Below are 21,493 nucleotides of genomic sequence, written 5' to 3' on the forward strand. Positions count from 1 at the left end.
TTTTTTTGATCAGTTATCCAGAATTAAAGATTTCTGAACTTTTCCCTAAATATTATAATTTTAAGTAAACAACCTATATTGTGTGAATTAAGGATGTTTAGCTCAATATGACGAATTTACGAATATAATTCAATTCTAAATCCAGTAAAGTTTCAAGCATAACAAAATTATCAAAATCGTAAACACCCTTCTATAGTACAGTTATTTTGGTACTGCATTAACAATATCATTTAGAATTTCTTGTATTTTTGGCACATCAAAAATTTAAAATTCGCACATCTTTTATGAAAAAGTTATTTTCCGTTTTAGCCATAGCGCTGTTCGTTGTGGCATGTGGAACAAAAAAAACAGCAACTACCAAGAGTACAACTAAAGTTGCTAATGATCCATCTATTTATGCAAAAACCATTACTTCCGAAGATCTAAAAACCGCGCTATATACCTATGCTTCCGATGAATTTCAAGGAAGAGAAACTGGCGAACCTGGACAAAAATTAGCTGTAAATTATCTAAAGGACCAATATATCAAACATGGAGTGCAAGCTGCTAAAGGCGATGGAAATTATTTTCAAGAAGTTCCTTTAGAAGTATCAAGTACTCCAGAGGTGACAATAACAGTAAATGAGAAACCATTTTCGTATAAAGATGATTTCATATCACTTACATCAGGTAAAACAGATAAATTTTCTTTAGATCAGATGGTATATGCAGGATATGGTATAGATGATGAGAAATACTCTAATTATAAAGATATTGACGTAAAAGACAAATTTGTATTGATAAAGTCTGGAGAACCTAAAAATGCAGATGGTACTTATATCGTTACTGGGACGTCAGAAGGATCTAAATGGTCTAATATGAGACAACAATTTGCTGCTAAAAGTGCTGCTGCACAAGAAAAGGGAGCAAAAGCTATTTTATTCTATTTCCCAGAAGTATATCAAATGGCAGTTGCTCAATTTAGTGGTTCATCTGGTAGAATGTCACTAGTAGGAAATGAAGAAGAACCTTATTTCTTTCTTATCAATACTGATCTAGCCAAAGCTTTTGTTGGTGATATTGAATCTAATGAAAAATCTACTACTTTGAAAACCAATATAACAGTAGATTATAAAAATGTTTCTAAAAAAATAACATCCGAAAATGTAGCAGCTTACATTAAAGGTTCTGAAAAACCAGATGAGTTTATCGTAATCTCAGCTCATTTAGATCATGAAGGTGTAAAAGATGGTAAGGTATATAATGGTGCGGATGATGATGGATCTGGTACTGTAGCTATCGTTGAAATTGCAGAAGCTTTCTCCAAAGCAGTAAAAGATGGTAATGGACCTAAACGCTCTATCGTGTTCTTAAATGTTACTGGTGAGGAAAAAGGTCTTTTGGGTTCTCGCTATTATACGGATATAGATCCTATTTTTCCTTTAGAAAATACAGTTGCCGATCTTAATATAGACATGATAGGAAGAACAGATCCTAAAAGAAAAGAAGGAAAAAGAAATTATATATACTTAATCGGAAGTGATAAATTAAGTACCGAACTTCATACTATATCAGAAGAAGTAAATCAAAAATACACGAATGTAGAATTGGATTATACTTACAACGATGAAAACGATCCAAATCGTTTTTATTACAGATCAGATCATTATAATTTTGCAAAGAACAATATCCCTGTTATATTCTATTTTAATGGAACTCACGATGATTATCACCAGCCAAGTGATACTCCAGATAAAATTGAATATGATTTATTAGAAAATAGAACACGATTAATATTCTATACCGCTTGGGAACTAGCTAATAGAGAAAATCGTATCATTGTTGACAAAGCAGTAGAAAAGACCAATTAAAATTTACGTTTTAATTTAAAAAAAGAGGCTTGATGTTATTCTAGCCTCTTTTTTATTTTAAGGTTTTTTTTGGCTAAGATGCAATGCAAAAGTAGCCGTAAATCCAAAAGTAAAATTACCGTCTTGTAAATTAAAGTTATTCGGAGTTTGGGTAATAAACACATCTTCTACAGTGCTCCATGCATTGGTCATATGAAATTGTAACATTAAATCACTTAACTCCCAATTAACTCCTAGAGCAAAAGCACCAAAAGTATCCACAGATTGAATAGGATTTGCTACATAATAATATTCCGACACTATAGACACATGCCCTCCTACCTTATATCTTCCTCCAATACCAACAGCAAAATGATTATTTGGATCTTCATCAGATAATGATGATCCTCTATGAATAAACGTTGGAGAAATTTGTGCCGAAAACTGTGGTGTAAACTTACGGGCAATTAACACCTGACTTGTAAAAGCCAAACGATCCCGGAAAGAAGTGTCTTCAAAACCTCCATAGATTGCTGATCTTCCGTTAGATTCACTTCGATAAGAAGCATTTTGAAATAATGTGATACTCAAAAAAGACTTTTTAGACTTTTTTCGTTGTCTAATTAGGTTATATTTTAAAAATCCGTCGTAAACATCTTCTAAAGTTGTCCAACCAAAACCAGTAGACAGTCTATCAGAAATACCATATTCTAGAGCAAGTCTTGCACTCCATTTATCAGCTACAAAACTTTGTCCTTGATGATTAGGAACATTCCACCATCTATTCATCGCTATTATCTGTAAAACTCCCTTTTTTCTATTTTCTATCGAATGGCCTATCGCAATTCTTGTAGATTTAAAGGTTGCTATTTCATATTGCGGAGTATCTGGATATTCTTTTTCCAAGGTTTCCAGTAAATCCTGAGCTTGTGCCATGTTATTAAAACCAACACATATAATTAATAAGAGAAAAAATATATTATTCTTCATAAGGCTGATATTCAAATCTAAATGTAACAGATATAACTTTGGCTATGTTAGGTCTAAGAATAGGTGGAATTTTAATTTCGAAATCTTTAACGGTTAGTTCAAAATCTCCGGTAATTATAAATTTACCGTCTATCTTTTCTATATTAGTTTTAATCTCCATTTCCTTGGAGATGTTTCTTATCGTGAGAGTACCTTTTACAAACTTGGTTTGAGATCCTTCAATATTCGGATCAAAATCTATAAAGTTACCTTTAAAAGTAGCTTTCGGATACAAGTCAGATTCGATATAACTTTCATTAAAATGTTCATGCATCAAAGATTTCTTAAAAACAAACGCATTCATTAGCATACTAATGGCAATCTCTTGTTTGGATAAATCGATAATACTTAATACTTGATTATTTTTAGCCTCTATATTCTCTACAGAGGTATACGAAAAGAACGAGACTTGTCCCTGACGTGTAATCACTTGCTCAGATATACTATCTGATGGCACAAAATTGAGCAAGAAAAACAGTTGAATAAGGATTTTATTCATTAGTATTTTGATTAGTAAGCACGCAATTTAATAAAATAACATCTTTAAGGTACCCTTTACAGACACCTTTAATGGTTATTGTATCACCTTCTCTAAGTTTTTTTAATTTCATTTTGTGGTTTGGTTGTATATCACATATGATACTTGAGGTTTTTGTATTTCCCTCTAATATCAATGTGCTTCTATTATTTAAATAGCTAATTTCTTTGATGCTACCAGTTACTTCTAATATTTTATTCTTGTAACTATCATTGGCGCTTTGCTCATCTGTACTAAACGATGCAACTAGCGATGTAGAGCTCAAATGTAATTCTGGCTCAGTTGCTATAACATTTATATATTCTCCACCAAAAATCACATAATACACAGATATACTCAGGAAGCATACGGAAATGAAAAGGAACATTGCTATTTTAATTTTCTTAGTCACTTAGAATATCAAAGTTTATGGACACTGTAGATTTGAAAAACAAAGTAATAGGAAATCATAGAGTATCAAAAGAAAAAGTTTCTCAAAAAGAAAAAAAGGAGTTAAAAAGGAAAAAAAAGTCTTAAACCACGTCTCAATAATTCTTTCATCTAAAACTAACTAGTTATAAAATATTGTATTTTCGTTTTAAATTTGGAAAAATACCCGGCTAAACGATACGATACCCCTAAGCAATAATGAGAAAAGACAGATTATATTTTTTAACTTTTGTTTCTATTGCTGTAATATTCCTAATTATTGCTTCTTTTGGAGTAAAGTATTTTGTAAAAGTAAGCGCTAATCAATTAATAGAAATACAATTAGAATCCAGTAAGCGCGAAGCTGATGAAATTTCTAAATTTACTCATTACCAAATCAATGATGGTATTGAGAGACAAAAAGTAATAAGCAATCTTCAGAAAGTAATTGAAAACACACACAATGGAACCTCTTTTATCTGTGTTTTTGATTGGTCTGGTAAAGAAGTTTGTAATCCTGATATTACAAAGGTTGGACAAAAAATAAATTCTGATCAATCTCTCCTAACCTCACTTAACGAAGAAAACAGTTCTGATAAATTATATGATTTACTTTTAGGCGAAAGGAAACAAAATGATAGTATTCCTAATAATGAGCTGGAGACGGAGATTGTTTACATTGCACCTGTTAAAGATTCTGATCTTATTGTTGCAGCACAAATTAATCTTAATAAAGTAAAAGGACAAGTCCGAAAATTAAAGACTAGTTTTTATACCATTTTTATATTAATGGGTGGGTTAATTATTCTATCATCCTTTATTGTAGTTCGTATTATTGGTAGTTACTACGAAAAGCAATTGGAACAGAAAAACACTGACTTAGAAAGTGAATTACTCAACCTTTCCAAATTAAATACGGATCTCATTGCATACCAACAAAGGATTGTAGATAAAACTGAGGATGAAGTAGTCGAGCCAAATGACTCTTCTTCCGATTTAGCTAATGACCCGAGTAAAAAAAGAATACTTACCTATATCCGAAACGAATTAGTTCCTGTTTCAATCGATCAAATAGCATATATATATACAGAGAATAGTATAACATATGTAGTTTGTTTTGATGGAAAAAAATCAACTAGTAACGTGAGTCTTGATGATATGCTCACTAGTTTAGATCCTTCGGTATTTTTTAGAGCAAATAGACAATTTATAATTAGCATAAGTGCCATTGCAAAAATTATTAAATACGGAAATAGCCAGCTTAAAATTTTAATTAACAACGCTGATGTCGAAATTATTATTAGTAAAAACAAAGCATCAGAATTTAGACAATGGCTAAATATTTAATAAAGTTTTATTCGTTTTTTAGATTCCAAAATATCTACATACTAACTTTTCGATATTCTAGATAAGATGAATTCTAATTTTATTTTAACTCAGATGTGATTCTTGAATTTATTCAAAAATCGTAATTATTTCACCCTCTTTTTTTTCCTTTTTAACCCTTTTTTTTCCCTCTCATACATTTTATTTTGTTTCTGAGCCCAGTGTTGACGGTTATTTGTGGCATAAATCATAAATAACTTATTACAATGAAAAAATCATTTTATCTATTACTAACATCAATAGCAATATTAACTAGCTGTAGTAGCGACGACGTAGAAAATATTATTGATCCTAATCCACCAACGACAGCTAATGCAGTACAACTTACAAACGATGCTACCTTTGGAAACATCCTTACAGATTCTGAAGGAATGTCTCTATATTTCTTTTCAAGAGATACAAAAGGACAATCTGAATGTAACGGAGATTGTAAAACTGCATGGCCAATATTTTATCAAGCTGACTTAACACTCGATGAAGGATTAGATGCTGCAGACTTTGGAGTAATTACCAGAGCAGATGGAGAAAGACAAAACACTTACAAAGGTTGGCCGTTATATTATTTTGTAAATGACAATGCTGCAGGAGATACAAATGGAGATAAAGTTGGAAACAACTGGTATATCGCAAAACCAGATTATTCTTTAATGTATGCAGAAGCACAATTGGTAGGAAGAGACGCTGATGGAAACGATCAAAACTTCACTAGTGATTATACTGAAGGAGATGGACTTACATTTTACATCACTAACAGTACTGGAAGAACAATCTATGCTTTTGTAAATGATACTAAAGACACAAACAATTACACAGCAGATGATTTCTCTAATGATCCAATCTGGCCAATCATCAGCCTAGATATTAATAACATACCAAGTATCCTAGATCGTAACGACTTTGGAACTATAGATGTATTCGGAAGAACTCAAGTAACCTACAAAGGAAGACCTCTGTATTATTTTGGTCAAGATGTAGAAAGAGGAGATAATTACGGAATCAGTGTTCCTACGCCTGGAATCTGGCCAATAGTTAATACCGATACAACAGCATTATAACATTTTAGTTTGATTCATTTTTATAATCATTAAGTAGTTAGTTGGTCATAAGAGGAAGACGGTACTTTACTTATGAAGTTAAGCTTCCTCTTATTCTAAATTCACAAAAAACAATGAAATCATTTTCCAAAATCAAATTAATATGTCTTCTATCTGTGAGTATATTTTACTCCTGCGAAACAAATGTTGAAGAAGAAACCGTAGCAATTGAAGTCTGCGATGATGAAATCTCTTTTTCATCTGATATAAAACCAATCATTGATAACAATTGTATACGATGTCATGGAGGTAGCGGTAACCAGGCGCCAGACTTAACAACTTTTGAAAATATTAGTAATAATGCAAACAGAGTACGAAGAGAAGTTGTAAACAGAACCATGCCTTTAGGAGGTAGTTTAAGTAACAACGAAATTGAGCTTATACGTTGCTGGATAGACAATGGAGCTTTAAACAACTAAATCGTTCAATATGACTAAAAAGACAAAAAAACTCCTAATACTCTATTTTTTCGCAGCGATACTGGTAGTTTCTATCATTACTGTAAAAATATACAACAAACCATTTATAAATATTGTTGAATCCAAACCTAGTTTGTCATTAGCTTCAGAAGCACTACTGTCGGACTTTATCAATGATGAAAGTACTGCTAACACAAAGTATTTAGAAGAACTAATACAAGTTAATGGAACTATTACAGCAATAGAGAAAGGAAAAGATGGTAATGATATTATAACACTAGGCAATGAAAATACTATAGGTAGTATCATTTGTCATCTTTCAAAAAACGAAAAAAACTTAAAAATAGGTCAAGAAATAAGCATTAAAGGCATCTGTACAGGATTTTTAATGGATGTCATACTCGTAAAATGTGTAATCGTACCATAAACAACACTAACAACATGAAAACCATACTTATAATATTCACCTTCCTATTATCATCAATTACTGCAATAGGACAAGGTAAATTCTTAACCAAACAAGGCTATACATCCTTTTATTCTTCCACTCCAATAGAAGATATAAAAGCAGATAATAATCAAGTACTTAGTATTATTGACACCTCTTCAGGTACTATAGCTATAGCCATTTTAATGAAATCTTTTTCATTTGAAAAAGCCTTGATGCAAGAACATTTTAATGAAAATTATGTAGAATCTGATCGTTATCCAAAAGCTACTTTCAAAGGAAAAATCTTAGACTTCGAAACCTTAACAAACAAAGAAACCAAAGTTACTATTGTAGGTGATCTAACAATCCATGGTGTAACTAAAAAGATGGAAATACAAGGTAATATCGATTCTACAGAAAAAGATATCTCACTAAAGGGAGGTTTTGAAATCGAAGTAGCAGACTTTGGAATTAAAATACCTTCTGTAGTAGCCAATAATATTGCTAAAACTATAAAGGTAACGTATGAATTTGATCACAAACCTTATCAAAAGTAACATGAAAAAATTGACAGTTATTGTCTTTTTGCTAGCCATTAATATCCAAGCATTCGCTCAAGATCTAATGGATATTTTAGAAGAAGAGACTACAGAAGCAAAAAACTATACTACCGCTACATTTAAAGGAACCAGAATTTTAAATGGTCATTCGGTAGAGAATAGAAAAAAAGGAACTCTAGAGTTTTTGATATCTCATCGATTTGGAAGAGTAAATCTTGGAGCCGATGAATTATATGGACTAGATCAATCTAATATTCGATTCGCATTCGAATATGGATTAACTGATAATGTAATGCTAGGTGTTGGAAGAAGTAGTTTTGATAAAACGTATGATGGATTTATAAAATATAAGTTTTTAAAACAAAGTACTGGTAAAAAGTCTTTTCCTTTCACAGCTACTATATTTTCTAGTATTGCTTACAGAACATTAAAAGATTTTGACCCTGAAGATGAACCTACTTTTAGCCAAAAATTATCTTATGTTTCTCAAATATTAATAGCAAGAAAGTTTAGCCCTTCTTTTTCATTACAAATAACACCTACTTATGTACATAGAAACTCAGTAGCGATTAATGATGATCCACACGGAATTTTTGCAGTAGGGATAGGCAGTAGAGTTAAGATAACAAAAAGAATTTCTATAAACGGAGAATACTATTATACTGCGAATCCTCTACAGTCTATTGATGCATCTAATTCTTTAGCATTTGGTGTGGATATCGAAACAGGTGGACATGTTTTCCAGATTATTCTTTCTAATTCTATAACGATGATAGAAAAAAGCTTTATTACGGAATCCACGGATAATTTTTTCGAAGGTGATATACATTTAGGATTCAATATATCCAGAGCATTCCAAGTGGGCAATAAGAAAAAGAAAAAACTTAAGCAGATAAAAAACTCTGGTATTTAACAGCTTCTAATAAAACTCTGATATTTATGTTATTACAAACTAAAATTTTTAAAAAAGAGTACAAAGTAAAAGGAGAAGATGTTGACGATTTTATGGTAATGGAAACCTCTGCTTATCAAAAATATGTTGCATCAATATTTAAAACTTTCGTTTTTGAAAATGGTCTTAAAAACAAAACCTCAAAAAAAATAGATTATACACCAGTGACATCATTAAACTCATTAGTTTTAATTAAGCCACTAATGTTTTTACAAGAATTTTGTATCAACCTAGAGCTTATTTGTTCCGATAAAAACTTGAAAAAAATAGAAATTAAAAGTCGATTTTTTAATTCGAATAATGAATTATGTGTTATGGCAAATACACATTTTCTTGATTTTGATAATGCAATGATGAACAAAAATAAAATTATCAATGTCAGTTATTAATCAATTTTCAACAGAACTAATTACTATAGAAACAGGGGATAAAATTGCTATGATAAATGGTTTATGTTAGATAATTGGTTGTTTATGAAGGCTGGATTTTTATGAAATTCAGCCTTTTTTTTGGTTCTAGAATAAAAACAAATCCCCAGTAACTCTCCAGTTACCGGGAATTTGAACACAATCTATCTATAGATACAAAAAACAACCATGTGGTACGTTTCTAAAGTTCTGGGGTAGTTTCTATTTTAAAAATATTTTTCAGATTTTAAGGTATGAATATCTGCGATAAGCTGCTTAATTGAAGTCTTATTCAATCCATTATAAATACCTCTTATATGTTTGTTTTTATCTACTAATACAAAATTCTCTGTATGCAGAAAATCATCATTTGCTTTGGTTTCTCCTAAATCTTCTTCTACAAAATAATAGTTCCTACCTAGATTATAAATATCATCTCTTTTTCCTGTTACTAGATGCCATTTATCATTTATCACACCTTTGGCATCTGCATAATCTTTAAGAACATTTATAGAATCTTTTTCAGGTGTTACCGAATGTGATAACAACAAAACTTCTTCATCATTTTCGAATTCTTTTTGTAATACTAACATGTTGGTAGTCATTTTAGGACAAATTCCTGGACAACTGGTAAAGAAAAAATCAGTTACATAAATCTTATCCTTAAATGTTTCATCAGTTACTTTTTCACCTAGTTGATTCACTAAAGAAAAGTTAGGTATCTTATGAAAACCTTCTAATTCTTTAGCATTTGGTGTTAACCAATTTGGCGTAAAACTAGCATCTTGATAATAGGGCAACACCTCTACTCTACTAGACTTCCATTCTTCTTGTTTACAGCTTACACAAAAGCAACAGATAATGAATACGTAAAACCTATTTTTTATATTGAATAATTTCATCCTCCAATTCATAACATAAATTCGCTCGTTTTAAGCCAAAGATTCTTCCATTTTTAGCTTCATAATTATTGTAGACTTTTCCATTTTCGCGCCAAGCTTTTTGCAGCCCTTTTTCTTTACCATTTATAATATTCAGTTCTTTAAATTTGTTTCCACTTTTATACCATTGTTTTTGAAGTCCATCCACAATACCTTTATTAAATCTGGATTCGGAACGTAAATTCCCGTTACTCCACCATGATTTAACTATACCATCTTTTTTACCTTCGACATAATTTGCTTCAAAACTTAATGTTCCATTTTCAAACCATTTTCGATATATCCCATGCTTTTTCCCATTTTTATATGTTGCCATTTCTGCTTTATTATTAGCTGTATAATAGGATTCTGAAATACCAGTAAAAGGTTCATTTTTATAATATACTAACCCAAGATTCTTTTTCAAGTTTAGGTGGTCCTTGGATACCACGTTAAACACAGGAATGTCTTCAGATACTATTTTAACGTCTTCCTTGGTATCATAACAAGAACCCATAACAACTATAACCAGAAAGAACGAAAGCAACTTCATTACTGAATGTTATTAGGTGTTCCTTGATAATCTCCTGGAAAAAGAATATAAAACTCGTTAAGATATACTTCGTTCTGGATGTGATAATGATATTCTTCTGTATCCGAATATAGCGTTGCACCTGTATGTCCACCAGATTCATCTAAATCCAAAGGATATTCTCCAGAAGGCTCTTTTCTACCATACAAAAAGAAACCATCTGCCATAATACCTATCAACTTATCATCGTCGTTAGACCATGCCTTTGGCTCTAAATGATAATGATAGCTTTGTGGTCCCGTATGAGCAGCAGTATAATCTAAAGATCCAACGGCATTATCCAGAGGAATGTTAGGTCCTTCTTCGTCATTATAAATTACTGCACCACTTACTGCGATACCAATAGCTCCTAATCCTGTAGCTGTGGAACTTGTGGCTAGCTCTGGTGATGATGGAACAGTTAATGAGTAAGAACCATTAAAATCATCAATATTTCCTGGTGCCATTTGTTCAAACGAAGTAACCGTAGGAGCTATAAATAAAGGATGATCCTCGGCGGCGGCAGGAGTTTCTATTACTTCTCCATTGGGTCCCATAAGACTTCTTGCTGTCGTGTTAGACCAATAAGGAGACGTATGATTTGGTCTTCCATTGGTTTCTATAATTACATTAGAACCACTCAACATAACCGTTACATTATCGGTATCAAACGCTGCGAAAGCATCATGAAATTCTGCTACCATACCATCATCATCTGTTGTGGATGTATTATTATCATCTCCGCTACAAGCAATAATTCCAATAGAAATAAGAATAATCACCAATAAAGAGACTCTCGCGAATCCATTTTTAAATATACTCTTCATTTTTCTGGTTTTAGTTAATAAATTATTGAGTGAATTATCGATTATCTCTAGGAGGTCCTTTTCTTTCAGGTTTTGGGGCTTTCTCTAATTCCTCTTTGGTAATAAACCCATCTTCGTCAAGATCTATTTTTGCAAAATCTCTTTTTAATGGTCCTTTTATCTCATCTTTAGCTAATTTACCATCTTCATTAGCATCCATTTTTTTGAAAATTTCTTCTACGGAAGGACGTTCTTTTTGTCTTTTATTATCATTGGATTGTGCATTTGAATGACAAGAAGTAAAAACAAAAATACCGGTCATTATAAGTCCTAAATTAAACAAGTTACTTTTCATATTTTTTCTGTTTTAGTTTCTTGTATAGACTTTAAATTTCGCCAAAAGTATAATGCGAAAGCAGTGTTTTCTGTGAATCTAATCATATACTCAGCGAATACCCTATTTAATTCTATAAACAGTATACTACAGAAGCTTTAGAATATATTACTTTAGAAAATAAATATTTTATTTTCACTTAATTTGTAATATGACAAGATCTATACGATTCTTATGCCAAGCAGGACTCTGGGCTACAGTTTGGATTTTTTTATCGATTTTACAGAAAAGGAATGATAGATTTCTTCTTGAGAATACAGTAGTCTTTGGTTTCCAAGTTGCACTAATAGGATTATTAATTTTTTATATAGCAAAACAGTTCTTGTTTAAAAGAAAGTACATCCTCTTCACGATCATATCCATAATCCTAATATCAGTTTCTGCAATTATATCATCATCCATATTCTCTGGACCAAAAAGTCATACGCCATTACGAAGATTCGAAACTCCAAATGATAATCGCAAACCCCCAATTAGAAGAAATAGACCTGTGAATCCACCAAAAAGAGTAAATCCTCCATCGATATTTATGGTTCATTTTTCGAGTTTAATGATTGCATATTTAATAGCCACCTTTTTAGAAACTTTTTTATTTGCACAACGAAAAGAAGAGGAAATGATCATAAGCAAAAATGAGAATTTGCAAACCGAACTTAAATTGTTAAAATCACAGATCAACCCACATTTTTTATTTAATTCTCTTAATAACATATATGCGTTATCCGTAATTGATTCCGATAAAACACAACAGAGCATCAGTTATTTATCAGAAATGCTTCGTTATGTATTATATGAATGTGACCGTCCTTTTGTAACTATCAAAAAAGAACTAGCATATATTGAAAATTATATTCAATTGTTTTCTTTAAAAAGCAGTAAACCTTATAATATTAATACAGAATTCGAGGTCTCTGATCCTTCAATATTGATTGCTCCTATGCTGTTTATTCCGTTTATAGAAAATGCATTTAAACATAGTAATATTGAGAAACCTGAAAGTTCTTTTATGGATATTTATTTATATTCCTCTGCAGAAGTAGTAGTTTTTAAAGTTGAAAATAGTATTCCTAAAGACACCATGATAAAGGATAAAATTGGAGGAATTGGATTAGAAAATGTGAAGAAAAGATTAAATATACTGTATGCAGAAAAACATACATTACATATTGATACTAAAGATCAAATATTTAAAGTAGAATTACGTATAAATTTACCAAATCATGCTTAAATGTATTATAATCGATGACGAAGAATTAGCAAGAACGCTTTTAAAAACATATATAGATCGTTTGGATTATGTAGAGATTGTAGCTTCTTTGGAAAATCCATTGGATGCCATACCAATTTTAAAAAGTCAAACCATTGATATCTTGTTTTTAGATATACAAATGCCTGATTTGAAAGGTACTGATTTAGCTAAAATGATTTCTTCTAACACCCAGATTATATTTACCACTGCGTATTCAGAATATGCTTTAGAAGGTTTTGAATTAAATGCGCTAGATTATTTACTAAAACCTATTACTTTCAATAGATTTCTTACAGCAATCAATAAAGTTAAAAAAGAAAGCCATTCACAAGAAACAGACGCCACCATTACTATAAAATCAGGATATGATTTGCATAAAATAAAATATAAGGACATTTTATTTATAGAAAGTGATAGTGAATATGTAATATATCATATAGATAATAAAAAGATAATGAGCCATCAAACATTAAAATCATTAGAAGAAAAATTACCTCACTTTTTTATGAGAGTTCATCGTTCTTTTATTATTAACAAAAATTATGTGAGTGCTCTAAAAGGAAAAGATCTTTTAATACATAATACTAAAATACCTGTAAGTTCTACATACTATGAATCTGTAAAAGAAACCTTATTCAGTTAGTAATTTGTTTATGTTTAATGACACGAAATAGTTAAAGCTTTTTGATTCGAATATATCATCCCATAATAGTATTGGGATATCTTTAACGCTTCACACACTTGATTTTTAGTACTTTTAAAGCAATGTACGGTAAACACACAAATCACTTCTCATGAAAACACTCATCACTTTTATGATCTCATTACTATTTTCTTTTTTTCTTCAAAAAGCACAAGCGAACACATATTTGAAAGCAAATTTTAAGACAGGAAATCCGGAAATTTCTTCAATTCACAAAATGACTTTTGGTCCAGAAGGTATATTATTTATTGGTGATAGTGATGCAGCACAAATTATAGCTGTAGATCTTAGTGAACATCCTAAATTAGATAATTCTAAAGTTAAATTAGATAATATAGACAAGCTTATAGCCGACATGATGGGGACAACGATAGATCAGGTACAAATCACGGATATGGTTGTTAATCCGAACAACAATAATATATACTTATCTATTAATCATAGTTCAGGTATTCCAATATTATTAAGAGTTGAAGAAAATGTATTGAAGCAAGTACCGTTAGATAATGTATCGTTTAGTAAGGTGTCACTGACAAACCCAATAGATAAAGAAGCTAAAGATAGACGTGGTCGTAGTTTAAGAAAATGGGCGATTGCAGATATTAAATATACGGACGGGAAACTACTGTTATCTGGTCTAAGTAACCAAGAATTTGCCTCCACTTTTAGTGCTATTGATTTTCCTTTTAATGAAAAACAAGAATCTAGCTCTTTAGAAATTTATCATGCTGCTCATGGTAAATATGAAACTCATGCGCCTATTAAAACATTTATTCCAACAACTGTTAACGGAACTTCACAGATTGTAGCTAGTTATACTTGTACTCCTTTAGTTGTATTTCCGATAGACAAAATAAAACAAGGTAAGCATCATAAAGGGAAAACTGTGGCAGAATTAGGAAGTGGAAATTCTCCAGTAGATATGATAGAAATTGCTAGCGAAGGAAATCGTTATTTGCTAATAGCTAATACCAATAGACCTCTTATGAAAATGGATTTTAAAGATTTAGAATCGTTTCAGGGAGAATTAACTAAACCTGTAGTAAAAAAAGGAGCCGCCGAAGGTGTTGACTATGTAAACTTACCGTATGTAAATGTTCAACAACTGGATAAAATGGGTGATAATGGTTTCATTATTGTTCAACGTGAATCCAATGGAAACCTTGCTTTAAAAACAGGGAATAGTTGGTGGGTAAAATAACTTAGTTTCTTATTGCTATTAGTACACTTATTAGTTTAGGCTTTGAAGTACACTTTTATTTTTTTACTCATCTTATCATCTGATCTTTTAAGTCAGAAAAAATATGATTTCATTTTTACCAAAGATAAAATCACAATACTTAATCATGATGATTCTTTAGAAAAGAAGATATTCTTATATAATGGAGAAATAGAAGAAGATTTGATCACTAGTACTACTCCAATCCTTGGCAAGACTTTTTTTGAAGAAGATTCATTACATTTTACTCCTGTAGTACCGCTAGGATGGGATCGGATTTACACCTTGGTTTACAACCATTCTATTACTTATTTCAAAATACCTATACCAAAAAACTACAACAAATTATCTGTAGTAGAGATATATCCAACATCTTCCAAACTACCGTCGAATATTTTAAAATGGTACATTAAGTTTTCAAACCCAATAAATAGAAATAACGTATATGATTATTTTCATTTTATAAACGCTAAAGGAGACACCCTATCTAGAGCTATATTACCACTAGAAAATATATTAATTAATAGGGATAAAACTCTGGTAACGTTATGGATCGAACCGGGAAGACAAAAACGAAAACTGATACCTAACCAATTATTAGGCTCAGTCTTTACACCTAGAGAAAATTATAGGATAATAATTTCAAAAAATATAAAAGATAGTAATGGTATATCGATGCAAAAGGATTATATAAAAAGTTTTTCTATCATAGATGCCGATCGTTCTAAACCAAACATATCGCAATGGCATATAGAACATCCAAAAAAAGAATCACTATCTCCCCTAATTATTAAATGCTATGAGCCCTTAGATTATGGAAGTCTTATAGACAATATTAACATTAGTTATAAAAACCAGATAATCAGAGGTACATGGGAGTTATCAAATAATGAAAGGATAATTCAGTTCCTACCTAAAAAGAAATGGAAATTAGGAAACTACCAAATAAACTTCAATCAAACTATAGAAGATCTGGCAGGTAATAATCTTTCTCGTCTCTTTGATAATGAGATTGATAATACTGAAGATGTCAACGCTACAAATCAAGAATACATCTTAGAATTCTCAATATATTAATAAAAAAGACAGCTAAAAAAGCTGTCTCTTCATAAGTAGGTAATGTAATCTCCGTAGTAGTTTTGAGGCTACTAATATTGTAATTTATTTTCCTCCTGCTAATAACACGAAGTTATTTTTAGATACTGGTGATACGTTATAACTCTTAACATTTTTCAGTGTCTTCATATATTTCTCAGCTTCCTGAAAAGCATTTTCCAAAGGACTTCTTGATATATCATTATTCAAAGTAATGGTCTTAGAAATTACAGCTCCATTCACATATTCGATGGTAATCTTCCATTTTTTAACAGAGTGAAAGTTCTTAGAACTTACAGACTTTTCTTCTTTTTTAGACTCTTTCCCCTTTTTGTTTTTATCATTTTCATTTATGGGATTCGTTGCAGAATATCCCAAGGAAACAATTAAAAGTGCAGCAATAAATGAGCGTTTCATAGGTGATGATTTTTGGTTTAGCTTGGAGCTAATATACATATATATATTTATTAATCAAATATATTTTTAATAAAATTTTATTTGTATATTAAAAATTCCCTTGTATATTTGAATTATGGTAAATAAGAATTTGAAAAGACTCCTTAAGAAAAGTAAAGGAGCCAAAACGGTATACGGTATTTCTAAGACATTAGGAGTTAGCCCGCAGGCAGGAGATTATGTAGTAAAGCGTAAAAACCTTGCTAAAGATTTTGAAAGACTACAAAAGATAGCTGACTATATGGAGGTAGAAATAAAGGATATTTTAGATTTAGATAAGAAATAATCAAAGACACTTTCATTAAAAGTTTGACGTCCATTCTATATTTTTAATAGGAAAATAAAGTATTTCCTAGATTTTGTTATATACCTATTTCACCTCTTTAAAAATAGGATTCAGGAATTATACTTATATTAGAAAAATAAATTGACTAGTTATATTTTTCTTTAATGAGGTTTTTGTTCTGTTTACTTATTGCTTGTTTACCCACCCAGCCTATCATTACACCTGACGCTTATATCGATATGTGGCAAATAGAAGGGGGCTCAATTATCGAGATTTATAAGGATGGGAACACTTTTTTTGGGAAAATAAAAACAAGAGCAAAAAACCCTATATCTAATTTTAATGGATTAGATAACAAAAATCCTAACCCTTCTTTAAGGAAGCGCCAACTTATTGGAATGGATATTCTAAATAATCTCACATATAATGAAGGCGAATTAACTGGAGGGACCATTTATAATGCTGATAGTGGAAAAACGTATGATGTAAAAGTTTGGATAGACCCCGATAATAAAGACATCTGTTTTATAAGAGCTTATAAGGGTATATTATTCAAGACGTTTGAAGCGAAACGAGTTCGAGATTAGAACTTTTGAAATGGAAATGCCAAAAATAAAAAATACCCATGTAGGGTATTTTTAATAATTGAATAAATATGGTACTTCTACCGGTAAACACAGACTTTTTATAGTATTTAACTTTTTTTACTAAAAAATCAAACGAACTGAATTTTTCATACAATTCGTTTGATTTGCTCTGAACAAACTTACTTGATAATTGTCGTAAAATTGTTCTGAATGGTGCACATTCACTAAAGGGTTAGTTCGAAAGAATTGGGGCCTTGATTGGGGCTTGTTGTTGTTTAAGATTTAATATAAATTCTTTTATTCTGATATTTTATCTAATGTTTCTTTCAAAGTATTCACTTGCGCATTTGTGAAATCCTTTCTCAAATATGGTCTAATTTGACTCATAATATTTCCTTCCTCTGGATAATGATGTAACCCAAGTGCATGTCCTATTTCATGTGGAGCTGTAGATGTGTATAAAAACTCATCTGTTATTAAAGCTCTCTTATCTTTTCCTATACCTGCAATTGCAACTGTATTGGATCTTTTCATAACATATATATTCATTCTATTGGTATTATAAAAGTCCTGAGTTTCTCTTAAAAACACTCTAGATTCCTCACCTCTATTGTCTTTTAAGTCATATAACTCATCGTTATATAGTGTTTTTACTTCTCCCATCTCTAACCCAATTCCATATCTATGAAAAAAGCTTCCATTTAAATTAGTAATAAAATGATTTTCATTTAGACCATAAGAAACTTTACTGGATTTGTTTGATGGTTGTACATATATAATATCTACTTTAATTACTTTATCTAGATTTTCAGAAAACACTTGTTCTATTTCATATGGTACATAATCATCTTCTGTAGCACAAGATGCAAAAATCGATAACACTAATAATACTCTTAAAAATTTCATGGCCTTCGTTGTTGTTGTTGTTGATTGATACTAAATTCATAAGAACAGAAGGAAAAAACCTACTTATTCTTTCTGGTTTTAATTAAGGAATATGATCCCTATTTAAATAAGCCTTCGTTAAGATTATTTCAGTTATTAAAAAGAACTTTTAAAATCTGATATTGATTTGTGTAATAATGATTGTGTCGATCGATCAATCCAAAGGTAGAAAATTATACAAACACAAAATAGGGTATTTTCCCCTATACGAAGTTTTAATAACATTGACTTTCAAACTGTTAATTACTTTTTTAACAAATATCATGTGTTAATGAAAAATGTTAATATTTGCTTAGTATTTTTTGATTAAGCCTTTTAAATATCATAGATCCGATGCTTTAACACTAAAATGTTAAAATTTTACCATTACGGTTAGACCGTAAATAAGCTACAGTTTAAATAAATCGTATTGAAATTGGTTGAAAACACAATTTTAACACAATAAAACAGTAATTTTAACAAAATTAACACGGTATTTCAACGATATTAAATTGTATTTCAACGAATTTTTTATGTTTTTCACCTAACAATTGTATTAAAATTCCTCTAAAAAGTTTAAAACAAACCAAATTATACTTCATAATGATGTTTGGTTTAACGTCTTTCTTTATTCCATCTGTTGATTTAAAAACGATAATAACTTTATTTATCGTTATTATTGTAACATATATAAATATTTTAGCTTTGAAAAAGCTTTAGTCAAATTATGCACTCAAATAACATTCATAATTCACCTTATAACTTTGATAAACTCTGTATAGCTAATAACGGACTGACAAAATATGTTATTTTTAACCCTAAAGGTTCTCGGACTATCGATTTTTCAGATCCAAAATCTGTAAAAGAATTAAATAGAGCTATATTAATTCATCATTATAATCTGAAAGATTGGGATATCCCAGAAGGGTATCTATGTCCTCCAATACCAGGTCGAGCTGAGTATATTCATCATATTGCTGATTTAATCGAATATAAAAATATCAACACTCCTATTAAAGGTTTAGACATAGGAGTTGGAGCTAACTGTATTTATCCAATTCTGGGATCTCAAATATATAATTGGAAAATGGTAGGTTCAGATATTAATCCTACTGCGATATCAAGTGCTAGAAATAATATTAAACTTACACCTAATCTGGATAAAAAGATTGAAATTAGACATCAAACGAGTAATGCTTTTATTTTTGAAAATATCATAAAAGCAAAGGAGTACTATCATTTTACGATGTGCAATCCCCCATTTCATTCTTCAGAGCAAGAAGCTACCAAAGGCACTCTTAGGAAACTTAAAAATCTAAAGATCAAAGAGCCTAATCTTAATTTCGCCGGACAAGCCAATGAATTATGGTGCAATGGTGGCGAAGCACTCTTTATAAAACGAATGATTAAACAAAGCGTATCCTATAGAAATCAAGTAGGATGGTTCACCTCATTGGTTTCGAAAAAAGAAAACCTAACAAAAGTGTATAAACAACTCGATAAATTAAAGGCAATACACAAAACTGTTGATATGCCTATTGGAAATAAAATAAGTCGGTTTATCGCCTGGAAATTCCCAGAAATTTAAACCATCCTTATTCCGGTGGTCTTCCGTGTATTTCTTCAAATTTTTCATCAAAGTTTTCACGTAAGTAAGCATTCAGTTTTTTTCTATAATCATCTTTTAACCAAGATAAAAAATTATGGGTGCTTCTACTTATACATTTTGCATAACTCTGAATTCTGTGATCTATATCATCACCTAACATTTTTGCAAGTGCAATAGCATCATAGACATCTTCGCTATTCTCTATGCATATTTTGGCATGCTGAGCAATAGATCTTTCCAGTACAACCTTTGATGACTCTCCGTTTCGTACAGAATCTTTATAAGTTTCTTTAATATCAAAATATACTTCCTTAGAGTTTGCAAATTCTGCTCTTAACTCTTCTGGCATTTCATGTTTAAACTTACTTTCAATTTCCTCATCATTAAGAAGTTTATCCATATAATAATCAGGAGAATTGAATATTTTTTGCCAATCTAAATCTGCTCCCCAAGGTCCAAACCTATGATAGTTATTTCCTAAATCAATTACATTAAATGTTGATTTATTTTTGAGTATACGTGATCCTCTTCCGATCATTTGATAATATAAAGTCAAGGATTTGGTCGCCCGATTTAAAATAATAGTATCTACTGTAGGCTCATCAAAACCTGTAGTAAGAATACTTACAGACGTAAGAATAGCATCGGGAGTTTCTTTAAACCATTTCAATATTTGTTTACGCTGTTTTTTTGTTGCTGTATTATCTAAATGAGCAATAGCATATCCAGCAGACCTAAACGTATCATATACATGCAAGGATGTGTTAATTCCATTATTAAAGATTAAGGTCTTTTTACCTTTAGAATGTTTTTCATATGCCTGTACTAATTGACCCAGCATAGAACTATTGGTATATAAATCTTCAGAAGATTTCACCGTATAATCTCCATTGGATCCAACCTCTAAAGAGGTAAGTCCCATATTATAGGCAAACACTTCTGCTCTAGCCAAAAACTCATTCTCTATTAGAGATTCTATCGTTTCACCAACAATTAATTCATCATAATTATCTTTCATTGGTAGTTTTACATTAGAACTCAATGGAGTTGCTGTTACTCCTAAGATGAAAGATCTTTCAAAAAACTTAAATAATTTGGTAAATGAATTATAATGGGCCTCATCAATAATCACTAATCCTATATCAGAAATATCTAATTTGTCTTCATTCAACCTATTATTTAAGGTTTCCACCATTGCTACAAAGCAGCTATAATTAGCTTGATCATCTAAATTCGCTTTACTATCAACTACTTTATTCACCACTCCAAAACCAGTAAGCATGCTAGATGTTTGTTTACATAGTTCTATACGGTGTGTCATCACCAATACCTTCTTATTATGATGTTTAAGATATTGCCTAACAATCTCGGAAAAAATAACTGTTTTTCCTCCACCTGTAGGTAATTGGTACAACAAATGATAATCCTCTCTAGCATCTTCAAAACACTTAAAAATTTTATTTATAGCACCTTTTTGATAACTATATAAATCCTTACCAGTCTTTTTTTCCTGTAATTCCGTAGTTGAATCCGACATATTTTCTTATTTCTAGGGCTGCAAAACTAACTCCTTTTATGGATTTATGCAGATTATTTATCATAAAATATGTCAGGATTTTTTT

Annotated in this window: 25 protein-coding genes; 15 read left to right on the top strand and 10 right to left on the bottom strand. The window is 30.6% G+C overall.

Translation table 11 applies throughout. The annotated features are described in order from the left end of the window. Positions 1 to 284: 284 nt before the first annotated feature. Entirely contained in the window at positions 285 to 1,850 is a 1,566-nt protein-coding gene (locus Q1A73_RS03375; protein WP_299601549.1) for a M28 family peptidase, read from the top strand. 57 nt (positions 1,851 to 1,907) lie between these two features. Here Q1A73_RS03375 and Q1A73_RS03380 read toward each other — a convergent pair whose 3' ends face one another. From Q1A73_RS03380 to Q1A73_RS03390, 3 genes are read right to left on the bottom strand one after another with little or no spacing between them, the layout of a single operon-like run. After that, positions 1,908 to 2,819, bottom strand: coding sequence for a DUF5777 family beta-barrel protein (locus Q1A73_RS03380; protein WP_299601552.1), 912 nt, complete (start codon positions 2,817 to 2,819; stop codon positions 1,908 to 1,910). Continuing rightward, entirely contained in the window at positions 2,809 to 3,357 is a 549-nt protein-coding gene (locus Q1A73_RS03385) for a YceI family protein (RefSeq protein ID WP_299601555.1), read from the bottom strand. Before Q1A73_RS03385 ends, Q1A73_RS03380 begins: the two co-directional genes overlap by 11 nt. Then, a complete protein-coding gene (locus Q1A73_RS03390; RefSeq protein ID WP_299601558.1) occupies positions 3,350 to 3,763 on the bottom strand; it encodes a hypothetical protein in 414 nt (137 codons plus the stop codon). Before Q1A73_RS03390 ends, Q1A73_RS03385 begins: the two co-directional genes overlap by 8 nt. A gap of 260 nt (positions 3,764 to 4,023) precedes the next feature. On the opposite strand from Q1A73_RS03390, the gene Q1A73_RS03395 reads away from it, so the two are divergent. The 7 genes from Q1A73_RS03395 to Q1A73_RS03425 all read left to right on the top strand — a co-directional run bounded on the left by Q1A73_RS03395 (position 4,024) and on the right by Q1A73_RS03425 (position 9,034). After that, the gene (locus tag Q1A73_RS03395) at positions 4,024 to 5,151 is read left to right on the top strand and encodes a LytTR family DNA-binding domain-containing protein (protein ID WP_299601561.1); all 1,128 of its coding nucleotides are present in this window, start codon (positions 4,024 to 4,026) and stop codon (positions 5,149 to 5,151) included. 245 nt (positions 5,152 to 5,396) lie between these two features. After that, on the top strand, positions 5,397 to 6,245 hold the full coding sequence (locus Q1A73_RS03400) for a hypothetical protein (protein WP_299601564.1): 849 nt from the start codon (positions 5,397 to 5,399) through the stop codon (positions 6,243 to 6,245). A gap of 113 nt (positions 6,246 to 6,358) precedes the next feature. Continuing rightward, positions 6,359 to 6,703, top strand: a complete 345-nt coding sequence (locus Q1A73_RS03405) for a cytochrome c (RefSeq protein WP_299601566.1) — start codon at positions 6,359 to 6,361, stop codon at positions 6,701 to 6,703. Between the two features lie 10 nt (positions 6,704 to 6,713). Next, entirely contained in the window at positions 6,714 to 7,130 is a 417-nt protein-coding gene (locus Q1A73_RS03410; RefSeq protein WP_299601569.1) for a hypothetical protein, read from the top strand. Between the two features lie 14 nt (positions 7,131 to 7,144). Beyond that, positions 7,145 to 7,690 (top strand): YceI family protein, encoded by a 546-nt coding sequence (locus tag Q1A73_RS03415; protein WP_299601572.1) that lies wholly within the window; start codon positions 7,145 to 7,147, stop codon positions 7,688 to 7,690. Position 7,691: 1 nt separating this feature from the next. Next, entirely contained in the window at positions 7,692 to 8,606 is a 915-nt protein-coding gene (locus Q1A73_RS03420) for a DUF5777 family beta-barrel protein (protein ID WP_299601574.1), read from the top strand. A gap of 26 nt (positions 8,607 to 8,632) precedes the next feature. Next, the gene (locus Q1A73_RS03425; protein WP_299601576.1) at positions 8,633 to 9,034 is read left to right on the top strand and encodes a hypothetical protein; all 402 of its coding nucleotides are present in this window, start codon (positions 8,633 to 8,635) and stop codon (positions 9,032 to 9,034) included. Between the two features lie 245 nt (positions 9,035 to 9,279). On the opposite strand, the gene Q1A73_RS03430 is transcribed toward Q1A73_RS03425, so the two are convergent. The 4 genes from Q1A73_RS03430 to Q1A73_RS03445 are packed head-to-tail and all read right to left on the bottom strand — an operon-like array spanning position 9,280 to position 11,704. After that, positions 9,280 to 9,954, bottom strand: a complete 675-nt coding sequence (locus Q1A73_RS03430; protein WP_299601579.1) for an SCO family protein — start codon at positions 9,952 to 9,954, stop codon at positions 9,280 to 9,282. Beyond that, complete coding sequence (locus Q1A73_RS03435) at positions 9,929 to 10,525, bottom strand: toxin-antitoxin system YwqK family antitoxin (protein ID WP_299601582.1); 597 nt, start codon at positions 10,523 to 10,525, stop codon at positions 9,929 to 9,931. The genes Q1A73_RS03430 and Q1A73_RS03435 overlap by 26 nt, the downstream gene beginning before the upstream one ends. After that, the gene (locus Q1A73_RS03440; RefSeq protein ID WP_299601584.1) at positions 10,525 to 11,370 is read right to left on the bottom strand and encodes a YHYH protein; all 846 of its coding nucleotides are present in this window, start codon (positions 11,368 to 11,370) and stop codon (positions 10,525 to 10,527) included. Before Q1A73_RS03440 ends, Q1A73_RS03435 begins: the two co-directional genes overlap by 1 nt. Positions 11,371 to 11,404: 34 nt before the next feature. After that, positions 11,405 to 11,704, bottom strand: a complete 300-nt coding sequence (locus Q1A73_RS03445; RefSeq protein WP_299601586.1) for an EF-hand domain-containing protein — start codon at positions 11,702 to 11,704, stop codon at positions 11,405 to 11,407. A 190-nt stretch (positions 11,705 to 11,894) separates the two neighbouring features. Between Q1A73_RS03445 and Q1A73_RS03450 the strand changes: the two genes are divergently transcribed. The 4 genes from Q1A73_RS03450 to Q1A73_RS03465 all read left to right on the top strand — a co-directional run bounded on the left by Q1A73_RS03450 (position 11,895) and on the right by Q1A73_RS03465 (position 15,991). Further along, a complete protein-coding gene (locus Q1A73_RS03450) occupies positions 11,895 to 12,971 on the top strand; it encodes a histidine kinase (protein ID WP_299601588.1) in 1,077 nt (358 codons plus the stop codon). Continuing rightward, entirely contained in the window at positions 12,964 to 13,635 is a 672-nt protein-coding gene (locus tag Q1A73_RS03455) for a LytTR family DNA-binding domain-containing protein (protein WP_299601590.1), read from the top strand. Before Q1A73_RS03450 ends, Q1A73_RS03455 begins: the two co-directional genes overlap by 8 nt. Positions 13,636 to 13,786: 151 nt before the next feature. Beyond that, entirely contained in the window at positions 13,787 to 14,896 is a 1,110-nt protein-coding gene (locus Q1A73_RS03460) for a hypothetical protein (protein WP_299601592.1), read from the top strand. A gap of 42 nt (positions 14,897 to 14,938) precedes the next feature. Then, positions 14,939 to 15,991, top strand: a complete 1,053-nt coding sequence (locus Q1A73_RS03465; protein ID WP_299601594.1) for an Ig-like domain-containing protein — start codon at positions 14,939 to 14,941, stop codon at positions 15,989 to 15,991. An 84-nt stretch (positions 15,992 to 16,075) separates the two neighbouring features. On the opposite strand, the gene Q1A73_RS03470 is transcribed toward Q1A73_RS03465, so the two are convergent. Further along, complete coding sequence (locus Q1A73_RS03470) at positions 16,076 to 16,426, bottom strand: hypothetical protein (protein ID WP_299601596.1); 351 nt, start codon at positions 16,424 to 16,426, stop codon at positions 16,076 to 16,078. A gap of 130 nt (positions 16,427 to 16,556) precedes the next feature. Between Q1A73_RS03470 and Q1A73_RS03475 the strand changes: the two genes are divergently transcribed. Both Q1A73_RS03475 and Q1A73_RS03480 read left to right on the top strand, forming a co-directional pair. Further along, on the top strand, positions 16,557 to 16,751 hold the full coding sequence (locus Q1A73_RS03475; protein ID WP_299601598.1) for a hypothetical protein: 195 nt from the start codon (positions 16,557 to 16,559) through the stop codon (positions 16,749 to 16,751). Positions 16,752 to 16,915: 164 nt separating this feature from the next. Then, entirely contained in the window at positions 16,916 to 17,338 is a 423-nt protein-coding gene (locus Q1A73_RS03480; protein ID WP_299601600.1) for a DUF2147 domain-containing protein, read from the top strand. Positions 17,339 to 17,635: 297 nt separating this feature from the next. On the opposite strand, the gene Q1A73_RS03485 is transcribed toward Q1A73_RS03480, so the two are convergent. Continuing rightward, positions 17,636 to 18,244 (bottom strand): matrixin family metalloprotease, encoded by a 609-nt coding sequence (locus Q1A73_RS03485; RefSeq protein WP_299601602.1) that lies wholly within the window; start codon positions 18,242 to 18,244, stop codon positions 17,636 to 17,638. Between the two features lie 745 nt (positions 18,245 to 18,989). Between Q1A73_RS03485 and rlmF the strand changes: the two genes are divergently transcribed. Beyond that, positions 18,990 to 19,850, top strand: coding sequence for a 23S rRNA (adenine(1618)-N(6))-methyltransferase RlmF (gene rlmF / locus Q1A73_RS03490; RefSeq protein ID WP_299601605.1), 861 nt, complete (start codon positions 18,990 to 18,992; stop codon positions 19,848 to 19,850). 7 nt (positions 19,851 to 19,857) lie between these two features. Here the strand turns inward: rlmF and Q1A73_RS03495 are convergent, their stop codons facing one another. Then, positions 19,858 to 21,408 (bottom strand): DEAD/DEAH box helicase, encoded by a 1,551-nt coding sequence (locus Q1A73_RS03495; RefSeq protein WP_299601608.1) that lies wholly within the window; start codon positions 21,406 to 21,408, stop codon positions 19,858 to 19,860. Between the last annotated feature and the right edge of the window lie 85 nt (positions 21,409 to 21,493).

The sequence above is a fragment of the uncultured Aquimarina sp. genome (genome assembly GCF_947492115.1).
Classification (GTDB): domain Bacteria; phylum Bacteroidota; class Bacteroidia; order Flavobacteriales; family Flavobacteriaceae; genus Aquimarina.